The 24,914-nt window shown below is 53.4% G+C and carries 13 protein-coding genes; 6 read left to right on the top strand and 7 right to left on the bottom strand.

Annotated features, from left to right (window positions below):
- Nucleotides 1-194 precede the first annotated feature (194 nt).
- The 4 genes from LOC67_RS13760 to LOC67_RS13745 all read left to right on the top strand — a co-directional run bounded on the left by LOC67_RS13760 (nt 195) and on the right by LOC67_RS13745 (nt 6,472).
- Nucleotides 195-2,816 (top strand): hypothetical protein, encoded by a 2,622-nt coding sequence (locus LOC67_RS13760; protein ID WP_230263183.1) that lies wholly within the window; start codon nt 195-197, stop codon nt 2,814-2,816.
- Nucleotides 2,813-3,913, top strand: coding sequence for a YbhN family protein (locus LOC67_RS13755; protein ID WP_230263182.1), 1,101 nt, complete (start codon nt 2,813-2,815; stop codon nt 3,911-3,913). The genes LOC67_RS13760 and LOC67_RS13755 overlap by 4 nt, the downstream gene beginning before the upstream one ends.
- A 392-nt stretch (nt 3,914-4,305) precedes the next feature.
- Nucleotides 4,306-4,944: an RNA polymerase sigma factor gene (locus tag LOC67_RS13750; protein ID WP_230263181.1), complete on the top strand. Its 639-nt coding sequence runs from the start codon at nt 4,306-4,308 to the stop codon at nt 4,942-4,944.
- The gene (locus tag LOC67_RS13745) at nt 4,937-6,472 is read left to right on the top strand and encodes an anti-sigma factor family protein (protein WP_230263180.1); all 1,536 of its coding nucleotides are present in this window, start codon (nt 4,937-4,939) and stop codon (nt 6,470-6,472) included. The genes LOC67_RS13750 and LOC67_RS13745 overlap by 8 nt, the downstream gene beginning before the upstream one ends.
- Before the next feature lie 30 nt (nt 6,473-6,502).
- Here the strand turns inward: LOC67_RS13745 and LOC67_RS13740 are convergent, their stop codons facing one another.
- The 6 genes from LOC67_RS13740 to LOC67_RS13715 form a co-directional block, all read right to left on the bottom strand.
- On the bottom strand, nt 6,503-7,510 hold the full coding sequence (locus LOC67_RS13740) for a PIN/TRAM domain-containing protein (protein ID WP_230263179.1): 1,008 nt from the start codon (nt 7,508-7,510) through the stop codon (nt 6,503-6,505).
- Between the two features lie 495 nt (nt 7,511-8,005).
- Nucleotides 8,006-10,012, bottom strand: coding sequence for a c-type cytochrome domain-containing protein (locus tag LOC67_RS13735; RefSeq protein WP_230263178.1), 2,007 nt, complete (start codon nt 10,010-10,012; stop codon nt 8,006-8,008).
- Nucleotides 10,013-10,026: 14 nt separating this feature from the next.
- Complete coding sequence (locus LOC67_RS13730; protein ID WP_230263177.1) at nt 10,027-12,495, bottom strand: DUF1549 and DUF1553 domain-containing protein; 2,469 nt, start codon at nt 12,493-12,495, stop codon at nt 10,027-10,029.
- Between the two features lie 77 nt (nt 12,496-12,572).
- Nucleotides 12,573-15,017: a pre-peptidase C-terminal domain-containing protein gene (locus tag LOC67_RS13725; RefSeq protein WP_230263176.1), complete on the bottom strand. Its 2,445-nt coding sequence runs from the start codon at nt 15,015-15,017 to the stop codon at nt 12,573-12,575.
- 82 nt (nt 15,018-15,099) lie between these two features.
- A complete protein-coding gene (locus LOC67_RS13720) occupies nt 15,100-16,401 on the bottom strand; it encodes a DUF1501 domain-containing protein (protein WP_230263175.1) in 1,302 nt (433 codons plus the stop codon).
- 578 nt (nt 16,402-16,979) lie between these two features.
- Nucleotides 16,980-17,810 carry a hypothetical protein gene (locus tag LOC67_RS13715; protein WP_230263174.1) on the bottom strand — a complete coding sequence of 277 codons (831 nt, stop codon included), beginning with the start codon at nt 17,808-17,810 and terminating at the stop codon, nt 16,980-16,982.
- A gap of 243 nt (nt 17,811-18,053) precedes the next feature.
- On the opposite strand from LOC67_RS13715, the gene LOC67_RS13710 reads away from it, so the two are divergent.
- The gene (locus LOC67_RS13710; RefSeq protein WP_230263173.1) at nt 18,054-19,634 is read left to right on the top strand and encodes an arylsulfatase; all 1,581 of its coding nucleotides are present in this window, start codon (nt 18,054-18,056) and stop codon (nt 19,632-19,634) included.
- A gap of 54 nt (nt 19,635-19,688) precedes the next feature.
- A complete protein-coding gene (gene ggt, locus LOC67_RS13705; RefSeq protein ID WP_230263172.1) occupies nt 19,689-21,449 on the top strand; it encodes a gamma-glutamyltransferase in 1,761 nt (586 codons plus the stop codon).
- On the opposite strand, the gene LOC67_RS13700 is transcribed toward ggt, so the two are convergent.
- A complete protein-coding gene (locus LOC67_RS13700; protein WP_230263171.1) occupies nt 21,368-24,871 on the bottom strand; it encodes a serine/threonine-protein kinase in 3,504 nt (1,167 codons plus the stop codon). The genes ggt and LOC67_RS13700 overlap by 82 nt on opposite strands.
- Nucleotides 24,872-24,914 lie beyond the last annotated feature (43 nt).

Raw genomic sequence — 24,914 nt, 5'->3', positions numbered from 1 at the left:
TGCGCCATTGCGCGAACTTTCTGCTGCTGTAGTTTTCTAAGATTTTTCTCAGTTGGTTGCACGGCCGATTGTCTTCCATGTCACTAACGACATAGACGCTGAAACTCGCTTGGGATCACGATCCATCGCACCACTCCGCGGTGGGCCCCAAGCTGATCGTCACCGTCCAATGTCGAACCCTCACAGTGACCATCATGAGACTGACTCTTCGCACCCTGCTCGCCTACTTGGATGACACCTTGGATCCGCGTGACCGCGAGATCCTACGTGACAAACTTGAGCGAAGCGGACAGGCCACTCAGCTTGTCCAGGCAATCCGAGCGTGCATCACTAATCCGCAGTTGTCCGCCCCCGCGCCCGAATCGGTTCACCCGATCGAGGACGCGAACATGATGAGTGACTACCTCGATAGCACGCTTTCGCCGGAACAGACGGCCGAACTTGAGAAAGCGTGTTTGGACTCATTGCCGAGCTTGGCTGAAGCCGGCGCGTGTCATCAGATTTTGACCATGGTTCTGGGCCAGCCAGCGAAAGCATCCGACGAACTTCGCAGCCGAATCTTTGCAATGGTTGATGAGGTTGGCAATGTTCGAGCGACCGAGGACGCGCAAGACCTATTCGGAACCGGGGCAGCGATCGCAGGCGGGATCGGTCCGCGTTATTCCAGCATCGAACTGTCCGAAGAGGCAGCCGAAAGCTCGACAATAACGCCTGAGCCGCCGTCGTTTGACATCCCGGACGAAGCTACGATCGGATCGATCCCCCCGAGCGTGATGCCCCCACCAAGTCTGTCCGACCAAACGACGCAAGTACCACACGAGGTCAAGCCGGTCGATGCTGGTGATAGCGGTGTCTTTCAAGCGGCAACCAAGCTGAGAGAACAATCGGAACAATTCGCGGTCGCCGCAAACTTCATGGACGATGGCAGCCCTCTTGCAGGAAGTCGACCGCTACGTGAACTCGAGCGATCGGATTTCTATGAAGGCGACATCCGCCCCTCACGCATTACGCCATGGCTGGTTTCGCTGGCACTTGTGGGAGTGCTCTTATTTGCGATCAGCAAAGTTTTTGCGCCAATGATGGGTCCGCAGGCATCGAAAACGACTGACGATCAACAGATGTCAGCGGTGATCGAACCCAGTGACGAAGCTGAAGTCGTTTCCGATGACGAAGCAAAGCCCGTTGCACCGGATACCAAACCGCCAACAAGCTCAGATTCGCCAAGCAACGCGTCCACCGCGAAGACATCGGACGAACCCGAGACTGAAGTCGAAGTGGAGTTTTCGGCACCACCGATTCCGATGGATACACCGTCGGACAAGTCATCCGAATCGGCGGAGGTTGATCCCGAAATGGTCAATCCCGCGGTTGCAGACGAGGTTACCTCTGAAGCCCCACCTGTTCCGCCGTCAATCGAAATCGCGGGCGACACGGAAACAGGGATGGGTACCGAACCCGAGATGGGCACAGTTGAAAATAGCCCCGACGAACGAATCGCAAACGCAGATACAACGTCCCCCGCTACCGATATGTCGGACCTTGATCCGACAAACGCAGAGAAGGACCTAATCGAAAAACCTGCTTCGTCTGTGGAAGACGTCAACCGAGCAGCGACGGCAATCGCCAAATTGGTTTCAGACAATGCAATGGTCGCAATGCAAGTTGACGATGACTGGAAATTGGTGGCTCCGGACGCTGATATCCTGACAGAGCGACGCATCGCTTGCGGGCCCGAATATCGTGCAACGTTCACGATGGATAAACCGAACAAGTCTTTGACACTGGTCGGTGCAAGCCAAGTGGTCTTCCGATCAGGAACACCGGATGATGATTCCACAATCAGCATCGATGCCCGATTTGGTAGAGGGATCGTGCAACTCGCTGATGCAGGGGACCAAATCGTTTTGCGATTTAAAGATATCGCAGTGCTGGTAACCGCAGAGTCGGAGGTCGCATCGTTTGGCTACCAGGTTGACCACCAGCGGCTGTTGGGGATTGATCCAATGATCCCCGAAAACCATAAGACCGAAATTCAGCTATTCAGCATCGCCGGCGATCTGTCCTTCAAAGGGCAAACCATAGTGGCAACGTCGCAACTTGATTGTGAACCGCCGGGCGACTTCGAGCTCGCTGAAAATGAATCCGTTTCGTTTATCGTATGTGATGAAACCTCGAAAGCCCCAGCGGTTGCCGCCCTCGAGTCTTTGCCATCGTGGGTCGACCCCGAATTCGATACCGGTTCACTGGAAGCACAGGCCGCATCGGATCTCCTTGAACTCGTTCGTAGCGACAAGACAGATTCATTGACATTGTCCCTGCGAGTTGCCTTGGGTTTCCGCAGAAACGAAGTTGCCGCGTTGGCCGGAAAAACGATGTTGGCTCTCAATGACGCGTCGGCATACTTTGGCGTTGATGGACTGCTAAGCGTTGGGAAACAGCGTCTTTACTGGTCATCGCACCTTGACGCGATCCGTGACATGCTGGACCGCAGTGTTGACGATGCGGCTGCGGTTCGAACGGCTATCGCGGGACAAAACGAAGCTTTGGACAACGCCGACGGCGACACCCTTTTCAAACTGTTAGTCGGCTATTCACAAGACCAACTGAAAACAGGTGGAGATGCCGAGTTGGTATCCCACTTGGAATCTGCTTCGATTCCCGTCCGCGTCTTGGCATCGGAACATCTTCGTGATATCAGTGGCACGACACTTTTCTTCCGGCCGGAAGAAGTCGTCGAATCACGCCGCGAAGACATCGTCAAGAAATGGAAAGTCCGACTGAAAAAGGAATCGATCCGATATCCCGAGGCAGAATGAAAACGAATGTCAAAGCAATCGCGAAGCTTGTGATTGCTTTGCTGGTTGTTTTCGGCTTGGGATTGACGATTAAAAAGTCGATCGACGAATTGGCGGTTCAGCGGTCATCACTTGATGACCAAGTCGCGATTTTTGACGACCAAATCGCAAACGCCGCCAGTGACAATGAGCGCCAAACGCTTCGGCAAAAACGCCAGCAAGTGATCGAGGCCTTTCCTTCGCTGGCGAACGTCAACTGGCCAACGATCATCATCGCAGGGTTGGTCTATACGCTCGGACTGGCCACCGGTGGTTTGGTTCTGCGTGAAGCGACTCGCCTACTGGGTTATCGAGTCACCGCTAAAGATGCGATCGCGTTTCAAACCGTCGGTCACTTGGGAAAATATGTTCCCGGAAAGGCAATGGTTGTTGTCCTCCGCGCGGGACGCTTGCGAGAACAGGGTGTCCCCTGGCTAGCGGGATCAACATCGGTCTTCATGGAAACGATCATGATGATGGCTGTTGGTGCCGCATTGGCAGGAACCTTGATCATGTTCCTTCCGGTGGATCGCTGGATCGCGTGGTGCGCCCTTCTTGGTGGGATTGCTGGTGCGATGCTAAGCCTGCCGCCGATCCTTGGACGGATTATTCGAAAACTTGGCGTGCAACGATCTGAAGAAAAGGAAACTGACCAAGATATCGCGGAAGGTTCATCAGGTCGTTCGTGGCGATTTTTTGCCGCAGCCTGGTTTTGGCATCTTTGGGGATGGTTCTTGATCGGTGGAGCGTTCGCCCTGATCGTTTTCAGCCTCCCTGGACGATTACCCGAAACTACTTCGCTAACGCTTTTTCTCGCTTCCGTCGCGGCAATGGCCCTTGCCATGGTGTTGGGATTCGCGTCCCTGATCCCAGGGGGGGCTGGGGTACGTGAACTAACTTTGACGGTGATCCTTTCACCGGTCGTTGGCCCGACGACGGCCCTTGTTGCTGCGATCCTAACACGACTGCTTTTCGTGGCAGTCGAACTCGCTCTCGCGTTTGCTCTGGGTGGCTTTGCCAAACTTCGCAATTCGTCACAACCAGATCTGTCAGCCGCTACAGAACACAGAGTGGAATAGGATCTGCGACTACCGGAACTCCTGCTGGTCCCGTTTTCACGTTGCCAGGAATCCCTATTCCCTTCCTGAACCGCAAGCCTTCATCCTTGGTCAACCACGCGGCAGTGTTTTCGATTGCGTGTTGCGAATCACATTTTTTGCCCGGTTTTCTGACGGCAGACAAATCTGCGAAACCCAACCCAAGTTTTGGGTTTCAACGTGGTAGATTAGAATTCAGGCGTTGGTCGCGAACAGCGACCATTATTTGACGTGATTCAATATGCTGCGTCCAACCGTTGTCGCGACCACCGAACCCGTTCGTTCGCTTAGCGATACCTTTGCCGTCAGCCGTGAATCATCCCTGTTTCCTCTAGAGTTGTGCATCTCGGTTGTCTGTCAGCGAATCCACAGCATTGCGTTATCGCCAATCGGATCCCGATGTGCGATTGATGTTGCGTGTCAAGAATGATGATGCGGCAGCTTATGAGGAACTGTTGCGCAAATATCACCCGCGCTTGGTCCGACTGTTGCGAGCGATGGGACCGCGAGCCGACATGGCGGAGGACTTGGCGCAGGAAACGTTTATGCGGGTCTGGCGTGCAAGAGAACGCTACGAACCAGGGGCAAAATTTTCGACTTGGCTGTTCACAATCGCTGCAAACGTCGCGAGGAATGCGACTCGCAGTCAAGGGCGTCGGCAAGAGGTCAACGAGGTTGATGCGCCGACAGGTGGAGACGGATCACAAGCGGTGGGCATCGTGACGGCCACCGCATTGGAAGCGAGCGGACTGATGCCAAGCCGCGTCGTTGAAGGCGTCGAGCGAGGAGACATCGTTCTGCACGCAGTCAAAACATTGGGTGAACGTCAGCGAACAGCGCTGATGCTTTCCCGTTTCGAAAACCTTAGCTACGCGGAAATCGCCGAAACAATGGGGCTGACCACGAAAGCGGTCAAATCGTTGCTCAGCCGAGCACGAGTTAATTTGCGGGAACTACTTCAGCCATACATCGAAGCTGGAACCGTTCCTAAGACGGGGGACGAGAATGAGTGAGAGTGTTCTTCTGACGGATGATCATCCGGTCGATCCTGACGACGAATTGCTAGTTGCCTACCTCGACAACGAACTAGAGGAGGATAAACGTCAAGTCGTCGAGAAACGATTGGTCGCCGAACCACCGTTTCGTCACCGATTGCAGATGCTGCAAACCGGTTGGGATTGGCTTGACGAAATCCCTAGCGAATCGATCGACGAAAAGCTTGTCGAATCGACGATCGAATTGGTCGTTTCCGATATAGCACCGTCGCAGACCGAACGGCCGAATTGGTTCTCTAAAAACCGCCGTCTGGTCGGGACCGTCGGCGTGATTGTTACGGCGTTCGGTGTCGGAATTGCCGGAACGACTTTCGCGCGTCGAATGACGCTGGAAAAGCAGTTTGCAGATCTTGCAGTCGCGGAAGAATTAGAAGCCTACAGCCTGGGCCCGGATTTCAAATTCTTCAGTCAGCTGGCCACCAATCCACGTTGGCAAGCCATGGCCGAAGCGATGCAGCAAATCAGCGAAAGGTCGATGGAACCGCAACGCGTTGTTGAGTCACTTCCCCAGGAAACAATCAGCGAAGCGATCGAAAGCTTGCCAAGTGATCAACGCGAAAAGCTGTTGGTTAAATGGAACCGATTTGAATCCTTCGACGAATCGACCAAGCGAGAACTGCGTCAAACAGCGACGAAAGTCAATTCGCGTGAAGAACGTGATTCGCTGCTTACAACCATGAAAGTTGCATCGGTTTGGTTGGAAGACCTTCCCGATGAAATGCGAGACCAAATCCGAAGCGACGACGAAGCACTGCGTACCGGCGCGATCGAAGAAGCGATCCAGTACACGATGGCGGAATTGTCCTTTGACTCCGGAAAGCTGATCAGCGAATCAACTTCTGATCGTATATTCGCTTGGCTGGAAGCTCTCTTTTGGGAGCGTGTTGATGAACTGCCGGTGGAGATTGCGGAGCGAATTCGCAACAGTCAGCTTCAACCGAATTCGAATGCGGACTTCTTCAAGATGGTCGCCATGCACCAGATGCTCGATGACCCTGACCAGCGTGGGCGACGCCGCTTTGGATTCGGTCGTAATCCGCTGTTTAGCTTTCGACCCGATCAACCGCCCTCCGGTGATCGTCCACCACCTCCGCCAGATGACCCCGATCGTTCGAACAGAAACGATCCCAATGGGCGTCCTGAATCACTGCGTCCACGCCGCGTGACGAACGAGGAATACAACGTCCTGCGAAATCTGCTGGACAAAGATGCTTTGCAAACTTTGGATGCACTAACCAGCTATTCGACACAGTTTGCCGGTGAGGCGGCTGTGTATACGACGCTGCGTACTTGGGCCCAAGAATCTGTGCGACGGCATATCGCTGAATTGCGACGACAAGGCGACGAGACAACGCTAGAGCGATACCTGAACTACGACAAAGAAGACCACCGCTTCGGCGATGATCGCGACACTCTGGATCTGCAGCCGCCTGCGGAGATCAAGAAAGAGATCTTCGACAAACGGCGCTTTCAATCGCCGCGTTAGGCATCGGCAAGTAGATCAAGTCTTACGTGATTAGTGCGATTCGTACTTCGCAAAAATCATCTTGCCTGCATTCGTTTGCAGGGTGCTGGTGACTCGCACATCAAGCTCCTGCCCGATTCGATTTCGGGCACCTTCGACGACAACCATGGTTCCGTCGTCCAGGTAGCCAACTCCCTGCTCGGAACCTTCACCTGGTTTGATGATCTTCACCAGGAAGTTTTCGTCTGGCAGATAGACTGGCCGAAGTGAATTGCTAATCTCGTTCAGATTGATGACTGGAACGTTGTGAAGCTTGGCAACTTTGTTCAGGTTGTAGTCGCCTGTCACAACCTTGCCTTCAAGGTGCTTTGCCAACAGTACCAGTTTCAAATCGACGGTCTGCCCAGCAAGTTCGGGAAGATCACGATCGAAGATCATCAAGTCAACGTTGTCATCTGCACGCATGCGGTTTAGCACGTCCAAGCCACGACGGCCACGAACGCGTCGCAGCTTGTCACTGCTGTCGGCGATGGCCTGTAGTTCGCTTAGTGCGAAACGGGGCATGATCAGCTGGTTGTCAAACACGCCGGTATTCACCAAGTCTGCAATTCGTCCGTCAATGACAACGCTGGTGTCCAAGATCAAAGGCTTGAATCCTTTGACTTCCCTGACGAATTCAACGTAGGGGATCAGGAATCTGAAGTCATCTTTTGTCTGCATCAGAATACTGGTGCAGATATAGCACAACAGCATCCCCATGATTGACTGGATTGCATTGCCCAGCAGAACTGATTGCGCAAACAAAGGCGCGATCGCGATCCATAACACGTAGGTCAACAGGAATCCGATTAGGACGCCAAAGTAAACCGCCGTGATCGTATCGATCCGCTTGCTGGAGATGAAAATATCGACCAGGATCGCCGCAACAGCGACCCCCATCACACCAACCAAGACCAAATACGGATTGACGTCCGCATCGCTCGGCAGGGATGTGTTGATGATCCAAGTGACCCCGCCTGCGCACAACAAAAACACGCAACGGAGAATGATTAGTTCCATCGGGAATTCGACGAATCTTGAGTGGGGAAACGTATCTCAGATAAAGGGAGACCGTGTTAGTTTAGATGAGACGTCTGCTTTGTCCCAAGGGGCCGTTTGCATTCAAGGCACGAGGGAGGGGTAAAAAGCCGATTAATGTCGATAGAGCTATCATAATCGGCCCCCAAGGCTACGGGAACGTGGATGAAAATGGGTGTCCTTCCGACTCGAAACTCAGATCAGTTGTCCCGGAAAGGCCAGCTGCGACTGTGTCAAAGGGAACATTCGCACTTTCCAACTGAACAGATCCGTCATGAAGTTTCCCTGGCAATTGATCGGATCGGACAAAGTATGGGTCAGCAGCAAACAGCTCGCTGACAGGAAATGCCACCGAGTTCGATCCACAAACTGTTGACCAATATCACGCAAGGCCGCAGTTTGTAGAAATCAAACTACGACCTTGAGAGTTGGATGCAACGAGTTGCGCTATCAACCTGGATACACTTTCGCGATCGATCAGTTGACGCTCGCCATTAACCGGTCAATCTTGGATTGAACCTCCTCAGCTTCAGCCGCGACCGCATCGTGGTTCTTCTGAGCTGCATTCACCACCGCTTGTGCCTTTTGAATCGCTTCTTCGAATGGGCCTCGCGTTGTCGAAAGTTGCTCGGCCTGTGCGACTTGATCAGCAGCCTTCTTACGATGCTCTCCAACAGCTTGTTGCTGGGCAGCATGTTGACGACGCAGTTTGGCTGATTCGAGCAGCTTAGCTGCCAAGGTTTCTTCGGCTTCGGCGAGCGCGATCGCCTTGGTGCTATCTGCAGCAACGGCCACACGTAGAGCGATCATTTGATCCTGAAGATCACGCGACTGATTCGATGCGACAGGAATCTGTTCATTGATCTTCGCAATCGCCTGCTCAGCAGCCTTCGCGGCCGCTTCACTCTCGGCAGCTTGTTGCCGCAACGTCGCGATCTTCTGATCGAGTTCCGCAAGCGGCTTCTTGGCAGCTTCAAGTCCCGACAACGCCTGATTTAGCTCAGCCTTGACAGGTTCCAGTTTCTGCTGCACTGAAACGAGAGTCGTTTTGGCGGACTCGAGACGTTGTGAGGTAGCCGGCGGATTGGCGGCCAGAGGCATCATCGCATTGGGGTCATCGACCGGCGTGTTGAAAACTTCTCCAGCCCAGTTTCCGTAGACCAACCGCTTTCCGTCGTGTGTGATCGCGACTTCCAACATCGGCTCACCGCCGTGCTGGAGGTTCTTGAGCTCTTTGCCATCTGCTGCCCAAAGCTTTGCACGCCGATCGGCACCACTGGTCGCGAGCTGGCCTTGGTGATCAAACTTCACGCTCGTCACACCACCGCCATGGGCATTGATCGTTCGCAACGCTTTGCCACCTTCCATTTCCCATAATTTGACGGTGCCGTCTTCGCTCGCACTGGCAAGCACATTCGAGTCATCTCGCCAAGCCAACGAATGGATGGCCCCTTTGTGGCCGGTGAGGTCCAAATACAAGCGTCCCGTATCGGCTTCCCAAACGCAAAGCCCACCCGAACGGTCGCCCGAAGCGACAAGGATTCCATCCGGGCTGTATGCCACGCTGTAGATCCAATCGGTATGCTTCTTCAAATCGAAAAGCATCTCACCATTGGTTGCGTCAAAGATACGCAACATTTTTTGCGGACCACCAAGAGCAACACGGCTCATCGCATCGTTAGCGTCGGCGCCGAAAACGACATCCAATTCATCACCAACCGATGCGACGCGTTCGCCAGTCTTGACGTTGTAAATCGCGACCAGACCTTTTAATGAGTGCTCGCCACCGCCAGCGATCAAATAGGAACCGTCACGGCTGAACTTCAGATCCTGAGCGATCCCTTCCTCAAACGGCAAGATACCCAACAGTTCGCCACTGTCGCTGTGGTACATCACGATCTGTTGTTGGCCTGCAATCGCAACCAGCGGAGCCCAGGGGCTTGCGGCAATCGCGGTAATCGCTGCTGCACGGTCGGTGACTACGGGCGTTGCCAACGGGGTTGATTCTGGCATCGCGGCAGGGCCGTCAGGCTTGCCTCCGGTCGACGCGACAAAAGCAAGTGCGTTGGCTTTTTTCTTTTTGGCTTTCGAACCGGAGTTTTCCAGGATGCCGCCTTCAATCCAAGCTTTGATGATCGCCAACTGTGGCTCGGGAAGCTTGTCTTGGTTCGGGGGCATGATCGGTGTGTCGGCGTGGCTGACCAACTGCCATAGACGACTGCCTTCTAGATCGCCGTCATCATAGACGACTTCACCACTGCCGCCGCCTTCGACGACGGAGCCGAAGGTATCGAGCGCCAAACCGCCTTTCTTGTCACCTTGGTGATGGCAGTTCAAACAGTGTTGACGGAAGATCGGTTTGACATGCTCTTCGAATGTCACCTTATCCGGTACATCCTTCCCATAACCGGTAGCCGCCGAACAAATGCCTGCGGCCAAGAACGCGAATCGTTTCAACATCGGTGGATTTAACTTTAGGAACATCGTGGTGATTCGCCTCAGTGATTGAATACAAATTCGCGACTGTTAAGCACTGCCCAGTAGACATCTTCCAGGGCCGCGACTTTGTTCTCTGTCTTTTCCAACATCCCCTTCAATTGTGCGACTTCGTCACCAGATGGCTTCCGCGATAGGCAACGAACATAAATCCGTTCAATGACTTGATCTTCGGAGAGCTGTTCCTTCTCCATCCACTGCTTGACTTTGCCGCCGCTTGCAACCTTTTGGCTGACGCTGCTTCCGTTTAATAGGTGCAACGCCTGGGAAAGCGATGGATCGGTCGATGCTTCACACTCGCAAACAGTTGCACGAGGAGACCGACCGAATGTCGTCAAGAAGTAATTCGATGTTTGACCGTCAGCAATCTGTACCGCACGAGCACCAAGCGGCAGTCCGCGGAACTTGTCAGGAGACTCGGTCGCCTGACAGATACAATCCAACAAGCTTTCCGAGGGAACACGACGAGTCAACGCGTAGGCGTAGTTTCGTGTGTCATGTGCGTTGGTAGGATTGGTCTCGCTGCTTCGTTGATAAGCTTCGCTGTTGCAAATGTCGCGAACGAGTTGACGGAAATCGAACTTGTATTCGACCAATTTGTCACCCAGCGTTTCAAACAACTCAGGGTTGCTCGGCGGGTTGCTGACACGGATATCGTCAACTTGGTCAACCAAGCCAACGCCCATGTAATGTGCCCAAACACGATTGGCGATCGACTTTGCAAAGAATGGGTTATCAGGCTGAGTTAGCCAATTGGCCAAGACTTCACGACGATCTTTGCCGCGAGTGTCGGGTGCATCACCACCAAGGAAAGTTGGCGGGACCGGTTTCTTGGTCACCAAGTGATTGACCTCTCCACCGCCACGGTTGTAGATGATCCGCTCGCGATAGTCCTCAGCTCCCTTCCGTCCGATCTGGGAAAAGAACGATGCGAAACCGTAGTAATCGTTCATCGTCCAGCGATCGAAGGGGTGATTGTGGCATTGTGCACATTGGGTGCGAATCCCCATGAAGACTTGAGCGACATTTTCCGCAGTCTTCAGCGTATCGCGTTCGATCTCATAGAAGTTCGTTGCCGGTGAAGAAAACGTTCCGCCCGTGCTGGTCAGCAGCTCACGAACCATTTGGTCAACGGGAACGTTCTTCGCGAATTTGTCGGTCAACCAGTTCGCGTATAAGTACGCAGACTTGTAGCTAACCTGGTTGGTGCTTTTGACCATCAGCAGCTGCGCGAACTTCATCGCCCAGATTTCGCTGAACTCTTTGCGTTCAAGCAGTTGATCGATCAACCGAGCACGTTTGTCATCGGCAGTATCCGAGATAAATCGATGGTACTCTTCTTCGGTTGGCAGCAATCCAGTAATGTCGATCGTCACTCGCCGCAGAAACTCTTCGTCCGAGCAAATCCCGCTGGGAAGAATCCGTAGCTGCTGAAGCTTCTTGCCGACAAGCTGATCGATGTAGTTGCCGGTCACCGTGGGCGGTTCGTACTGAACACCAACCGGCAACGCGAGAACTTGGCTACCGACGGTATGCGTATCGTACCGAGCCATCACAAAGGCTTCGCCACGACGACCGGCGGTCACCATACCGACGTTGTCGATATCTGCGGTACCTGAGTTATTAGACGTGAACGCAGCAAGTGTCGTGACGTCGCGTGTGGTCCCATCGCTGTAGGTTGCGACGGCGACAAAACGCTGTTGGCTGCCCTCACCCTCGATGACAGCTTGGGGCGGATAGATCGCGACGGAATCGACTGTAGGCGGTTGCTTGTCCTGTGGATCGTTCTTCGCGCCGGCGGACAACCATTCCAGAATCGTCGCATAGTATTCTGATTCGGTACCGAAGAGCTTTCCGCCTGTATGCGGGACGGTTCCGATCGCCTTTTTCACAAACAGGCTTTCTTCGGGAATCGCCAGGTTGATACGTCGAAATCCGATCTCGCGAGTGATGCGGTCGTAGTCGCCAGCCGGATCGAACCCGAACAGACTCAGACGAAAACCATCTTTACCGCGAGCCGCACCATGGCACGAACCGGTGTTGCAACCAGCTCGCGTCAATACCGGCATTACGTCGTTGGTGAAGCTGATCGGTGGAGTGACCGACGCGTTTGAAACCGTCACCGGAATCTTGATCGTCGCACCAAGGTATTCGCCAATCAATTCGGTCTGACCGTCTGCGACGGGCAACAGCTTGAAGCCATCGCGACGAACTTTGGACTCGTCGGCAACCTTCCAGATCACTCGGTCGCTTGCGTCTTCGGTGATGCCATCGTCACGTCGAATGACGGCGACAAACGACTGATGATCGCGAGCGGAGTTGAGCTTGATTTCCGGCGGATAGACCGACAAATCCGGACGGCGCGCCGCATTGTTCGGTTGACTGGAGGCTTCTTCGGCCGGCGTAACGGCCAATGAGACGCTGGCGATTGCCGCCGCGATCAACAATGGAGTTACTGTTCGGATCATCATTTGGAATTGCGCTCAGTAGAGTTAAATTTCTTCGTGATCTATTTGGGCTCGAACGCCCGTCACACCAAACACTGATGCTACTGGTTCTTCTGTTGTCTTAGTTGTTCTAAGCGGCTCAAAGGCTTCGGTGCAGCGGGTTTCTTCACCTCTGGCTTTGGCTCTTCTTTCTTTGGTTCGTCAACTTTTGGGGGCAACGGTTTATCAATCCGCAGCTCTCCAGTTCCGTTGGTTTGGACGATGACCTCATCATTCACTTTGACACGACTTTGTGCATTCAAAGTTTTGTGCAAACCGACTTTGGCGTCCGGGGTGACCTTAAGTAGGAACGTCACCGCTTCGGCGCCTGCCGCGATCGGCTGAGTCGGTGCATCGCAAGTCACACCAGCTGGCAGACCGACAAGTTGTACTTCAGCTTCGCCTTGGAATTCTCGCAGAGTTTCGACGGGCAACTGATATGCGACTTCGGCCCCCAATTCACCTGCTGACTTCGGAAAGTCATATTTGAACAACTGGGTTTCGACGACCAAGTTGATCGGTGGTGTCGCGGTCACGGCCTGACCATTCTTGGTGTTGTAGTAGGCCATGAAAATGATTGGCCATTCGCCGATTCCGGCTCCGCCATTTGCAGTAATCGGGATCTCAACTTCGGACTTATCCTTCGGGATAGACCGGCCATTGTTGATCCCGATACCAGGCGGGTTATACAAAGTTCGCAGTGAAACCGTTTCTTCGAACCCCTCGTGGCGTTTGATTCTGACAAGCAGGTTTTTGCTTCCGTCTCGCACGATCGGCGTCTGCGGCTGAACCAGTTCGATCTCGAAAGGAACTGGATCCGTCACAGCCATCGCAGCTCGATCGGTATCGTACGTCCACATCGCACGCCGGTTCTGACCAAGCACCATGTTGTGCGACTGCGAAAGCTTTCCGCCAACAAGTGGATTGTTTTCGTCGCCTTTGCCATAAACGGTATAAAGCGAAGCGTTGTAGTTTGCGTCGGCAGCCGCGGTGAACACCACGGGAGCTTCGGGACGTCCATTGGGTATTGGGAACGCCTGAGCGGTCACTCCCGCAGGCAGACCATCGACATTCAGATTGACCACTCCACCGTATCGGTCTCGATTGACCGATACCATCATCGCACTCCTGCCACCGATCGGAACTGCGACCACCTGGGCCTCGTCACGACGCAGTTCTTTTAAAGTTAGATTGACAGAAGGCGTTGGAGTGCTGACCTCAATTCGGTAATTGTAGGTCGGTCCGCCACCACGAAGGTGATCGTAGATCCGCACTTTATGCGGACCATCTTCCTTTGCATCAAATTCTAAAAATGGATCGATTCGCCCACGACTATCGTCACTGGATACGAGAGTTGAATTGTTGGGGGCAAAGACATTGATAACCGCATCGAGTGGCGATCGCAAAACATTTCGTGCGAAGACCTCGACTTTGTATCGCGTTCCCTTTTTCGCTTCGAAGGCGAAGCAGTCATAATCATCGGGCTGTGAAATGACTCCACAGTAAGCGCCCGGAACTTGAACAACCGGTGCTTTGGCACGATCGTCGTTAGGTTCCTCTTCCATCACCACGGGTAGTTCATTGACGCGAACCCAGTTGGGCGATGGGGTAACACCAGTTTCGTCTTGTGTGACGACTCCCCATTGCGCCTTGGGTTCACTTGGCAACGGAATACTCGCAGTCCGCTCGGAGCCATCGGACATGACCAACTTGGCGTTTAATTCCGTGCTAGGCTGGCCTCCCGCCGGGATGACCGCGACCGGCCGAGGAAAGGTACCGATGTGCAATCGATAGACGCCTTGGTCGCTGCCTTGAAACGAACTATCGCGGACCAAGATGGTGTAGTTGCCGTCTTCCGGAGCAGTGAAACTGCACATCCCGTCTTGTTGTAATAGGTCGCTGTCGTCGCTCGAAGCGACTTCGAAGCGTCCCTCATCAAGGATCGCGATATACGGATCGAGAATGTTTTGATTGCGAAGTGAGAAAGCGATACGAATGCCTTCAATCTCGACATTCAACGTTTGCCCTTTCGTCAAATGGACTTGATAGTGATCAACGTCTTCACGAGTCACCACGCCATCGACGGTTGAATTCAGCTCGATTTTCTGTGGAGTTTCGAATTCATTGTTGGGCTCCGCTTCGGTAACGACTGGCAAAGCTCCGACACCCAACAGTCGCAAATTCGCGATGCCGCTTTTGGTCACCAACCGAATCGGATAGAGGCCCGGGGTCAGGTCAGCAGCTGCTTTGACTTTGACATCGACTTCGGAATTGTTGACAGCCTTAACTTCCAAGATCTCGATGCCGGGCAAGTCACATAGCACTTCCGACGCATCACTTAATCGATTGCCCCGAAACTTCACCACGGTTTCTTCACCGCGGACGACGCCACGTGGTTCAAGCTTGGTGACTTCCGGGATCGTCGCAAGTGCTTTCGAACAAGTGCTCGTCGCGACTAGAAGGAATACAGTCGCACAGAAAACGCGAATTGCGTTTGGATTCAACATCGTCGATTCGCTAACGATTGAGGATCGGTGTTGCTAAAAAACGCCACCCGAGCGTGCGGGTGGCGATCAATGAACCGGTCGCTTAGACCATCAATGGAGTGAGCAGGTTTCCGCCATCGACGATTTCGATAGGACGGTCGCCAGGGGCCATCAGCTCCTTGTCAGCGACGATGCCCAAAAGGCGATACATCGTGGTCGCCAAATCGGCTGGTGAGACCGGATTGTCTTCAGGTTCAGCCGCGGTCGAATCGGATGATCCGTAGATCATGCCGCCTTTGATTCCGCCACCGGCCAACATCACACTGAAGACCTTGGGCCAGTGGTCACGACCGGCGTCGGGATTGATCTTTGGAGTCCGGCCGAATTCACTGCTCACCATCACCAGTGTCTCGTCCAAAAGGCCTCGTTCGCTCAGGTCATCCAGCAACACCGACAAGCCGACATCAAGTGATGGCATCTGGTTGCGGAAACCCTGCGTGATGTTTTGGTGCATATCCCAACCGCCATAGGTCAGGGTGACCAATCGAGTGCCCGCTTCGACCAAGCGACGTGCCATTAGCAGTCGTTGTCCCGCTTGGTTACGTCCATATCGATCACGAAGCTTTGCGTCTTCTTTTTCAATATCAAACGCTTCTTTCGCAGCTGGTGTATCAAGCAGACTGTAAGCACGCTCGTAGAACGTGTTCATCGCATTGACGTTGTCAGCTGCGGTCGCCGAAACGAAGTTGTTGTTAACTAACTCCAGGGCTTGTTTGCGACGCATAAATCGCTCGCCGTCGACACCACCAGCGAGATCCAAGTCACGAACCTTGAACCCGTTCTGCGCCGGATCAGAGCCTAACGCGAATCCGCCATAACTACTGGGCAGGTAGCCCGTTCCGGCGAACTCGTTGGGAACGTTGGGAATGCAGATGTACGGTGGCAAATTGTTCCGAGGGCCATACTCGTGACTGACCACCGAACCGAAACAAGGGTATTGCAGCGCTGGGCTAGGCTTATACCCCGTGAACATGTTGTGTGTTCCACGTTCGTGAGCAGCTTCACCGTGGGTCATCGAGCGAATGATGCTGAACTTGTCTGCTCGCTTTGCGAGCTGAGGAACCGTCTCCGCGAACACTTCACCGGTGTTCGTTTTGATCGTTCGCATTTCACCGCGATACTCAAGCGGACTGTAAGGCTTGGGATCGAAGGACTCTTGATGGGCCATCCCGCCAGGTAGGTAGACGTGGATGACGCTTTTAGCTTTGGCTTCGACAAAGTCGTATTGCTTCTGCTCGGCCATCGCTTCACGCATCAAAAGCTCAGGCAAGGACAGCCCCAGCCCTCCCAAAGCTCCGGCCGTCAGGAAACCGCGCCGATTTAATGGACTTCCTTCACAACGCATCGAACGACTCCGTAATCAATGTTGAAGTGCTTGAGATCTGTCAAACAATCCTCGTCGCGGAGGCTGGTCCTCGGCGATCGAGTGGGTGAAGCAATAGCGGCAAGCTAGTGCGACGAGATCATGGTTGGGCGGGAACATGCCAGATCTTCCAAGGAAGGAATCACTGACCTGTCGTAAGGTGGGATTGGGGGTAGGTGGGGTGCATTAGGTGGTGGATAAAGGGTCGAGCCAAACGTAGGCCGATCCAGCTACCCGCTATTTGCGGTCGGTAGCTCAGGAGCCATTGCGGACCCTGTTCAAAAACCGCCTAGTGTTGCAACGAACATCGTTCGAGGATGAACCTGACAAAATAATTGCAGAGCCAACTTTTCGAACAAATCACTGAACACTTTTTACCTAAGACCCGGTTAGCGTACCGAAAGTCTGCCCATCCGTCAAATACTGCACCCCTATTGCGGGCAGGAGGTATCGGAAATTCCGTGATGCCGGACGTGTTTTATTGCAAATCCGCCACAATGCAAAAGAAAACGCGTCGGCTTACTCACGCAATTTCCGAAAGCGGGAAAATGCAGGCGTTTCTAAGGAATCGACTCAGTCAAACCTGTCAGATACGGAGTCGTCTGAAGAGCTTGATTGCGTTCGAAGAACTCTGCTTTCTTCCACACCGTCTTGTCCGCGACAGAGACTTCGACAGCACGCCATGTGAATCGGATCGGTTGATAGGTCCATACCGCCTTTCCCTCGGACCGCCCCAACTCGATTTGCAACAAGACTTCAGGATCTGTCCCGTTGTCCCAGACGAATGCGAACAACGCGCCATCGAACTCACTGGTGGAATCGGGATACCGATAAAGTGGCTGCGGCAGCAAACGCAGTTGGTTCGTTCTGCCATCATGCTGCATCTTGGCCGAAAACTGCCGAGCGATCGAACGCATCTGACGCAAGCGAGCATTCTCGTTTCCACCAACTGCCGGAGCTGACGGAACTGGCTTCATCGTCAATTCATCGGTTTCAGGCCTCCAAGTTTTGTTTGGCGGATTCCCAAGTTCAATTGGCTCAATCGCCGATGGCTTCACCAAGTGCAGCTCAACAAATTCATAGTCAACTTCGCCAAGCGGTATCGAGCCGATCGTACCGACGGCGGCCAACCGATTCTCGGCATCGGTCCATACATAAACACTCCCGAATTGCTTGCCTTCGGAAGAAAACCGGAACAACGGCTTCGAATCCCAGCGGTAAGTTTCGCCTGCTCGAGTTTTTAGACTCAGCTGCTTTCCCGTTTGATCAAAGTGCGCGAACAGGACCTCACTGCGCTCCTTGACTCCTCCCTCTTCGCCGTACAACGAGGTCCAACCTACAAGAACCCAAACGGCAAAGACGATGTGAGCACCACGCAATCGATTTGGCATGCTGACCTCGGGGCGGCGGCCCTGCTGTTAAAGGAAACGTGGATCGACAGGCCCCAGCATAACGCAATTCAGACACAATGTCTAACAGCAGCAGTTTCTGGCAAGGTTGAATCGAGACAGCTTCACCTCGAATGACATGTTGATCGAATTGGCAGAAGCACAAACGTTGCCGTCGCCAACATCTATAATCGAAGTTCCTCACAGTACTTCCTCTCCAATGCCCTTCATCCACAGAGTCACCAAATGTCCCGTTCGAAACGAAAGCTTGCTAGGAATGACGGTACGGGACCGTTCACTCGGATTCGATTCGCGGCAAAGCGAATGGCATTCGCGACGTTGACCACTTTTGTCTGCATCTCTGCTATCAACCTTCAACAATCGGCTAGCGCGGATGATCGGCCGAATATCTTGTTGATCATGTGTGACGACATGGGTTGGAGCGACATCGGCTGCTACGGCGGTGAGATCGAAACGCCCAACATTGACCGCCTCGCAAAAGGTGGGATGCGATTTCGGACGTTTTACAACAACGCGAAATGTGAACATACACGCGCTTCGCTCCTGACCGGTCGATGGTGGCACCATGTCGGTGCCTCTGCAACGGTTCACTATGCGGCTGAAACATTCGGAGAACGAATGCGTGACGCCGGCTATCAAACACTGATGACCGGGAAATGGCACGCCGGTCAAACTCCGTTTCAACGAGGATTCGAACATCACTACGGATTAACCGATGGGTGTTGCAACTTTTGGAACCCGGGACACGCCCGCCCCGATGAACCCGAACCGGCCAAGAAAAAAGTCCGGCGTTGGGCCGATGACTCAAAGGAGTTCACCCCCTTCACGCCAGAGGGAAAAGACTTTTACACCACCGATGCGTTTACGGATAAAGCGATCGAATACCTTACGAATGGAAGAGACAACGATAGACCGTTCCTGCTGTACGTTGCCTACACCGCGCCCCACTATCCGATGCATGCTTCTGAAGAGGACGTCGCTAAATATCGTGGCAAGTATGCGGAGATCGGATGGGACCGGTTACGCGCGGAACGATTCGAGCGTCAAAAGCAAATTGGCATCCTTCCAGCCGGGGCAACACTTTCACCACGCGATCCTGCCTTGCCAGCATGGGACGAAATTCCGGCAGGTGAACGTGAGCTTTGGGATCTGCGGATGGCAACCTACGCGGCAATGATCGATCGCATGGACCGCAACATCGGGAAGTTGTTAGGAACGATCGATGACATCGGCGCTGGCGACAACACAGTCGTCTTCTTTCTTTCCGACAATGGTGCGTGCGAAGACTCTGCGGACCGATCCACCGTCAAGGGATCGATGCCCTGGGAAGTCACCAGTTACATGACTCAGGGACGCAATTGGGCGAATGCCTCAAACACTCCGTTTCGCAAATACAAAACGACCGACTACGAAGGCGGGACCCGCACCCCAATGATCGCATATTGGCGGAACAAGATTGCTCCCGGCACGATTTCCGATCACGTTGGCCACCTCGTCGATTTTATGCCTACGATGTTGGACTTGGCGAACGCGGAAATCACCGAGGAACTGCCAGGACATTCGCTTGCTCCGGTATTGAATGGAGAATCCGTCGATCGCCCATGGCCGATATACTGGCAATTCGGAAAAGCGAAAGCGATTCGAAACGAAACTTTCAAACTGGTGCAGTACGCGAAAGGCCCTTGGGAGCTCTACAACCTCAGCGAAGATCCTTGTGAGCTGAACGACCTTAGCGATCAAATGCCCGAGCAAGTTCGCGAGCTAAAGCAGCAGTGGGAAACTTGGTGGGCGACAAAACGCAAGTAGAGAATTTGTCCGCTGGCCGGCCCTCTCAATTTTCGAATCTCACAAAGGTCAACAATGCGTTCTCTGTCATTGGCAGTGCTTTGGATCGCGATTTCAATTCCGTCATCTAGCACCGCGATTGCTCAGCAAGTCAATCCGATTCCCACACGTGCTCCGGCCCATACGGCATCGGGAAAAAACGGAGTGGTTGTATCGACGAGCCCGTTGGCATCCCGAGTCGGACGTGACTGCCTACAAGCTGGCGGCAATGCGGTCGACAGTGCAATCGCCGTAGGATTCGCATTGGCAGTGACTTGGCCGGAGGCGGGTAATATTGGTGGCGGAGGATTTATGCTGATCGCGCCGCCAGAGATCGACTCACGTAATGATGTTGTCTGCATTGATTTTCGCGAGACGGCGCCTCATCGATCTCACCAAAAAACGTTTGTGGGCTGGAACAATGCTCGCCATGCAAAAATGTCGGGTACACCGGGTTCCGTCGCCGGGATGGCACTAGCTCACGATAAGTTTGGTCATCTTCCCTGGAAAGAGCTTCTCGCACCGGCGATCAAGCTTGCGTCTGAAGGCTTTGTCGTTGACGACTACTTGGCGTACTCGCTGAACTCCGCGTTGATTGATCCGGCGATTGAAGGCCCACGCTATGAGGAGTTCCGTAGAGTCTTTGGCCACCCTGAAGGTCGCCTTTGGAGGTCTGGTGATCGACTCACCCAACCCGACCTCGCCAAGACGTTGAAACTCATTTCTGACCGCGGTTCCGATGGCTTTTACAAAGGTGAGGTCGCGGACAAGATTGCCGCCGAAATGGAACGCGGCAACGGACTGATCACCCTCTCCGATCTACAACAATACCGAGCCCTCGAAAGGACGGCGTACCATGCGAACTACCTTGGATATGATGTCTATGGTGCTCCGCCTCCAAGCTCAGGCGGCATGACGGTCGGATTACAACTGCAGATTCTGGAACAATTGAAGCTGGCGAGTGTCAAAGACATCGCATGGACCGCTCCACAGATTCATCTAATGGTTGAATCGATGCGTCGTGCGTTCCGCAACCGAGCTGCGTTCCTAGGCGATCCTCGAACAACGATTTCAACCGACCAGTACGATCCGGCAGCGGTCAGAAAACTTACGAGGTCGATCGATCGCAATCGTGCGACTCGTAGCGTAGACATCGCGGGCGACATCCCGATCAGCACCGGTCCTTACGAAAGCGAACAGACCACGCACTATTCCGTCATCGATCGCGAAGGGCTATCCGTCAGCACGACGACAACCCTCGAACATTCGTTTGGCAGCTGGATCGTTGTCAAAGATGCAGGGTTCCTATTGAACAACGAAATGGGAGACTTCAATTGGTACCCGGGCTATACGAACACCGAGGGACGCATCGGTACCCAACCGAATCTTGTCGGTCCTGGCAAACGGATGCTCAGTTCGATGTCACCGACAATTGTTGCCCAGAACGGTCGTGCCAGACTAATCGTTGGGAGCCCTGGCGGTCGGACCATTATTAACACAGTGACCGAAGTAATTGTTCAGAACTTGGGCTTTGAAAGATCTTTGGAAGAAGCTGTCGAAGCACCTCGATTTCATCACCAATGGCTCCCCGATGAAGTCTACTTTGAGGACGATCGCCAGCTAACCGAACGTAGCTCAGAAGTTGAATCGATGGGACACAAGGTGATCCAATCGCCAGGCCGCCGGCAAGGGTCCGTTCACGCGATCGAAATCGATCAACGTACCGGAATCGCCACAGGAGTCTCGGATTGGCGACGAGGTGGATCCGCCGAAGCGGTTTGGGAGCCAAATCGTTGACTTGGTTCGCCGCCGATAACACACAAGTAATTCCCCTTGCCGGCTGCAATCAATGACTTTCCGTCGGGCGTGAAGGCGAGCGAGCGAATCGGTGTTAAACCGGTTTGAACTGTAATTTGCGGTTCCCAGTTATCGATATCCCAGATTTGAACCTGGCCATCAAACTGCCCCGTCGCGAGAGTCCTGCCATCAGCTGAAAAAACGCTTGCGGTCACCCGTGTACCACTGGGCTGAGTGATCGCAATGGTCTCCAACGAAGGCAATGCGATCACGGTAACGACACCTTCGGAATTCGAAAGGACGGCTTGATCTCCCGTCGAATTAATTGAGACAACTTGGACATCAGCAAACGTCGCTTGAGCAACATCATGCCAAGTTCCCGAACCGAACTCTCGCAAGCACAGTCGGTCGTCACCACCAGCGTGTAATAAACGTCCCGTCACCACGTTGTAGTCAGCACAACGAAATTTCGTATTGAATCCGCTGCGATCGAAACCCCGCGAATCCAAATTGGAAAGCCAAATCGGTTCGACGCCATTGAATCCAATAAGCCGATCGTCCCCGATTTTGAATGTGTGCCTTGTCAAACCAAAGGTCGGAAACTTCGATAATCGTCGGCCATCGTGGAGATCCCATAACGCTACTCCGCTCGCTTGATCCAAAACGCCCAGCATCCCATTGGCCTTATCGAACCAAAGATCTCGGGTGCTCTTCCCATGCCCTGGAAGCGATATCCTCACTTGTCGCGTTTTAAAATCAATCACATTAATCTCACCTGCACCGCCACTGAACGCCAATAGTTCCCCATCGTCAGACACACAAAGCCGATTGACTGCTTCAAATTGATGCGGGACTTGGCGGACCGGAGAAACCTTGGCCAATCGGCGAATCACGATATCTCCCGAACGCCTACCGATTGCTACCCAACCGATCCCGGAAGCGACATCGATCGACACGGGACGAAGTTCCCGAGGGACAGGATTGAGCAGGCCCCAATGGTATTGGCCTTCACCAATGGTTTGTGATGCGTCGTCTACATTTGAAGCCGGCGCGTACTCTTGCATCAGTAGCTGTTGCAGCGATTCACCTTCCCAAGTTTCAACTCGACCATTTCTTGCGATACAGACAATCGGTGAATTATTTGATTTAGAAAGGCCTATCCATTCGGCCAGTGGGCTATCCCCTTGAAAACGTTTACGCCAAACCGTCTCTCCAGAATCACGATCCCACAGCAACGAACTTTCATTCATTTCAGCGACCGTCACCCACCGAAGGTCGGCTGAACAACTTGTCGACTTCAAAGCTTGTGGATTCAATACTTCGATCAAATAACGATCTAGAATGTCGCCGCCGTCTGTACTGAAGAAGACAGCTTCGCCAGAATTTGTGACAGACAATGATTCGTGACCTTTTTCATGCGCATGCATCCCTACGATGGCGCTGCCTGAGAGCTGCTTTCGCCAAATTTCAGCGCCGTGCAGATCTAGCAGACATACGATCCCTTGATCATCACCGACCAACCAGTTACCTGACGGCGCGATGTCGTTCGCTGGAATGGGCACCTGTACCGCTGCGCATGCACGAAGGCTTCCCGGTGAGGATTGCCTGACTGATTCACAGGAATGATCAGCCCAATTGAAGATGAACGATCGACCTAGATTGTCAGCGAAAAGGATTCGCTTTGCCTGCCAATTCACCGCTGGCTTCACGTCCTGTTGAGGCAAAACACTTTCAGGTGTTGTAGCAATGACGCTTTGGGTCTGAACATTCCAAACTTTGACACCACTCTCTCCGACGACGACAATCAGCCTGCCATCGGGTGAAAGGGCGATGTGGTATAGCTCCCGTTCTTCCGCTTTCCAACCTGCGACCTCGCGGTGCGCCAGTTGACTGACGAGCCGCCAAGCGAATCCTCGCGATGATTCAGAGAACTCAATCGGATCACGCAACTGGGCATGAACGTAATCCGGTTGAAAGTCCGCAATTTGAACGAGATGCCCAAGCTTGCGATTTCGTGTCGCACGAGTCAGCGAAGCATTCGTCTGCGACAACACACGGTTCGCTTCACTAAGTTCCGCCCGCTGGGCTTCGATCTCATTGGCATGTCGCTTGATCTTTTGCCTGGAAAGTTCACCTTGAAAATACGCCTCTCCTAGCTCTTCGTTTCGCTTATGAGCGAGCCGACTGGATGAAATTGCCCAACCACTAAGCAACACCAAAAAGGCAAATATCGAAACGGTACCGAATGCCGCTACACGGTGCTCGATGCCCCATCGCAAAAGCTGCGCTACCGCGGAGCGGCGTTTTGCGTGGATGCGTCTTCCATCCACATAGCGACAGAGGTCATTGGAAAAATCAGCGATGGTTGCGTACCGGTCGATGGGCGACTTGGAAAGCGCCGTATCCAAAATGACCTCCAAATCCGACGACAGTGTCCGATCATGTCGGCGTATCAATGTTGGAGGCGAGCGACGGATCACTTCCGCAGATTTCCAAGTCGATGCATTTTCAACTGGATAAGGAAACTGCATCGTCAATAGCTGGTAGATCACGACAGCAAGCGAATAAACGTCGGTCCGTGTATCGATCGGGATGTCGTCCATACCGAATTGTTCCGGGCTCATAAACGGCCGAGTGCCTGCCCAAACATGTGAGGTCGGATACAATTTGTTTTCAAGAAACTCCGGTGACAGAACTCTCGCAATCCCGAAATCAATAAGTTTCACTCGGCCATCCTTACGCACCAGGATGTTGCTCGGCTTCAAGTCTCGGTGGACAATTCCGGCGGCATGGGCATGCCGAAGCGCATCGCAAACTTCGATCGCTAACTTGATGGTGTCTCTGGCTGACCAAGAGGCTTTTGTTCTTTGGCGTTCCACATAAGACTGTAGATCCTCGCCCTCAATCCATTCCATTGTGAAGAAACAACGTTTCGATCCGTTGATTTCGACCACGCCAGCGTCATAGATCTGAGCAATTCCGGGATGATTCATCGCGGCGAGAATCTGAATTTCCAAATGAAACCGAGATTCAGAATGCAGCTGTGCGATCGGAGTGTTGAGCAGCTTCAGCGCTATTTGCCGTTTGGGAAGCTCCTGCTGAACCAGATAGATCACCGCAGAGCCGCCTCTGGCCAACTGCCGAATAACATTGTATTCACCGATTTCCGACAGCTGACATTCGAGCTCTTCGCCTGATGCATCGAACTTGGCAAAAGCCTCCATCGACTTGATGCACGCTCTTAAATGTCCTGCCAATTCGGGCTTGTCCGGACAGAGTTCTTCTGGAGAAAGCAGAATGCCTCGTTCGCGCAGCGCGTCCCACTTTTCAAGTAGGCGATGCACCTCTTCGGTTAACACAAGCCCGACCGCAGACGCAGAAATCTTGGGGCGCGTTTGAGTAGTTGTGGGGGTCTCGTTCATTGCCGTACCGAATTACCGAAGGAAGCTTTTCCAGCACGCTCCC

This window comes from Stieleria sp. JC731, from assembly GCF_020966635.1.
Classification (GTDB): domain Bacteria; phylum Planctomycetota; class Planctomycetia; order Pirellulales; family Pirellulaceae; genus Stieleria.
This window is presented reverse-complemented; position numbering and strand designations above follow the sequence as displayed.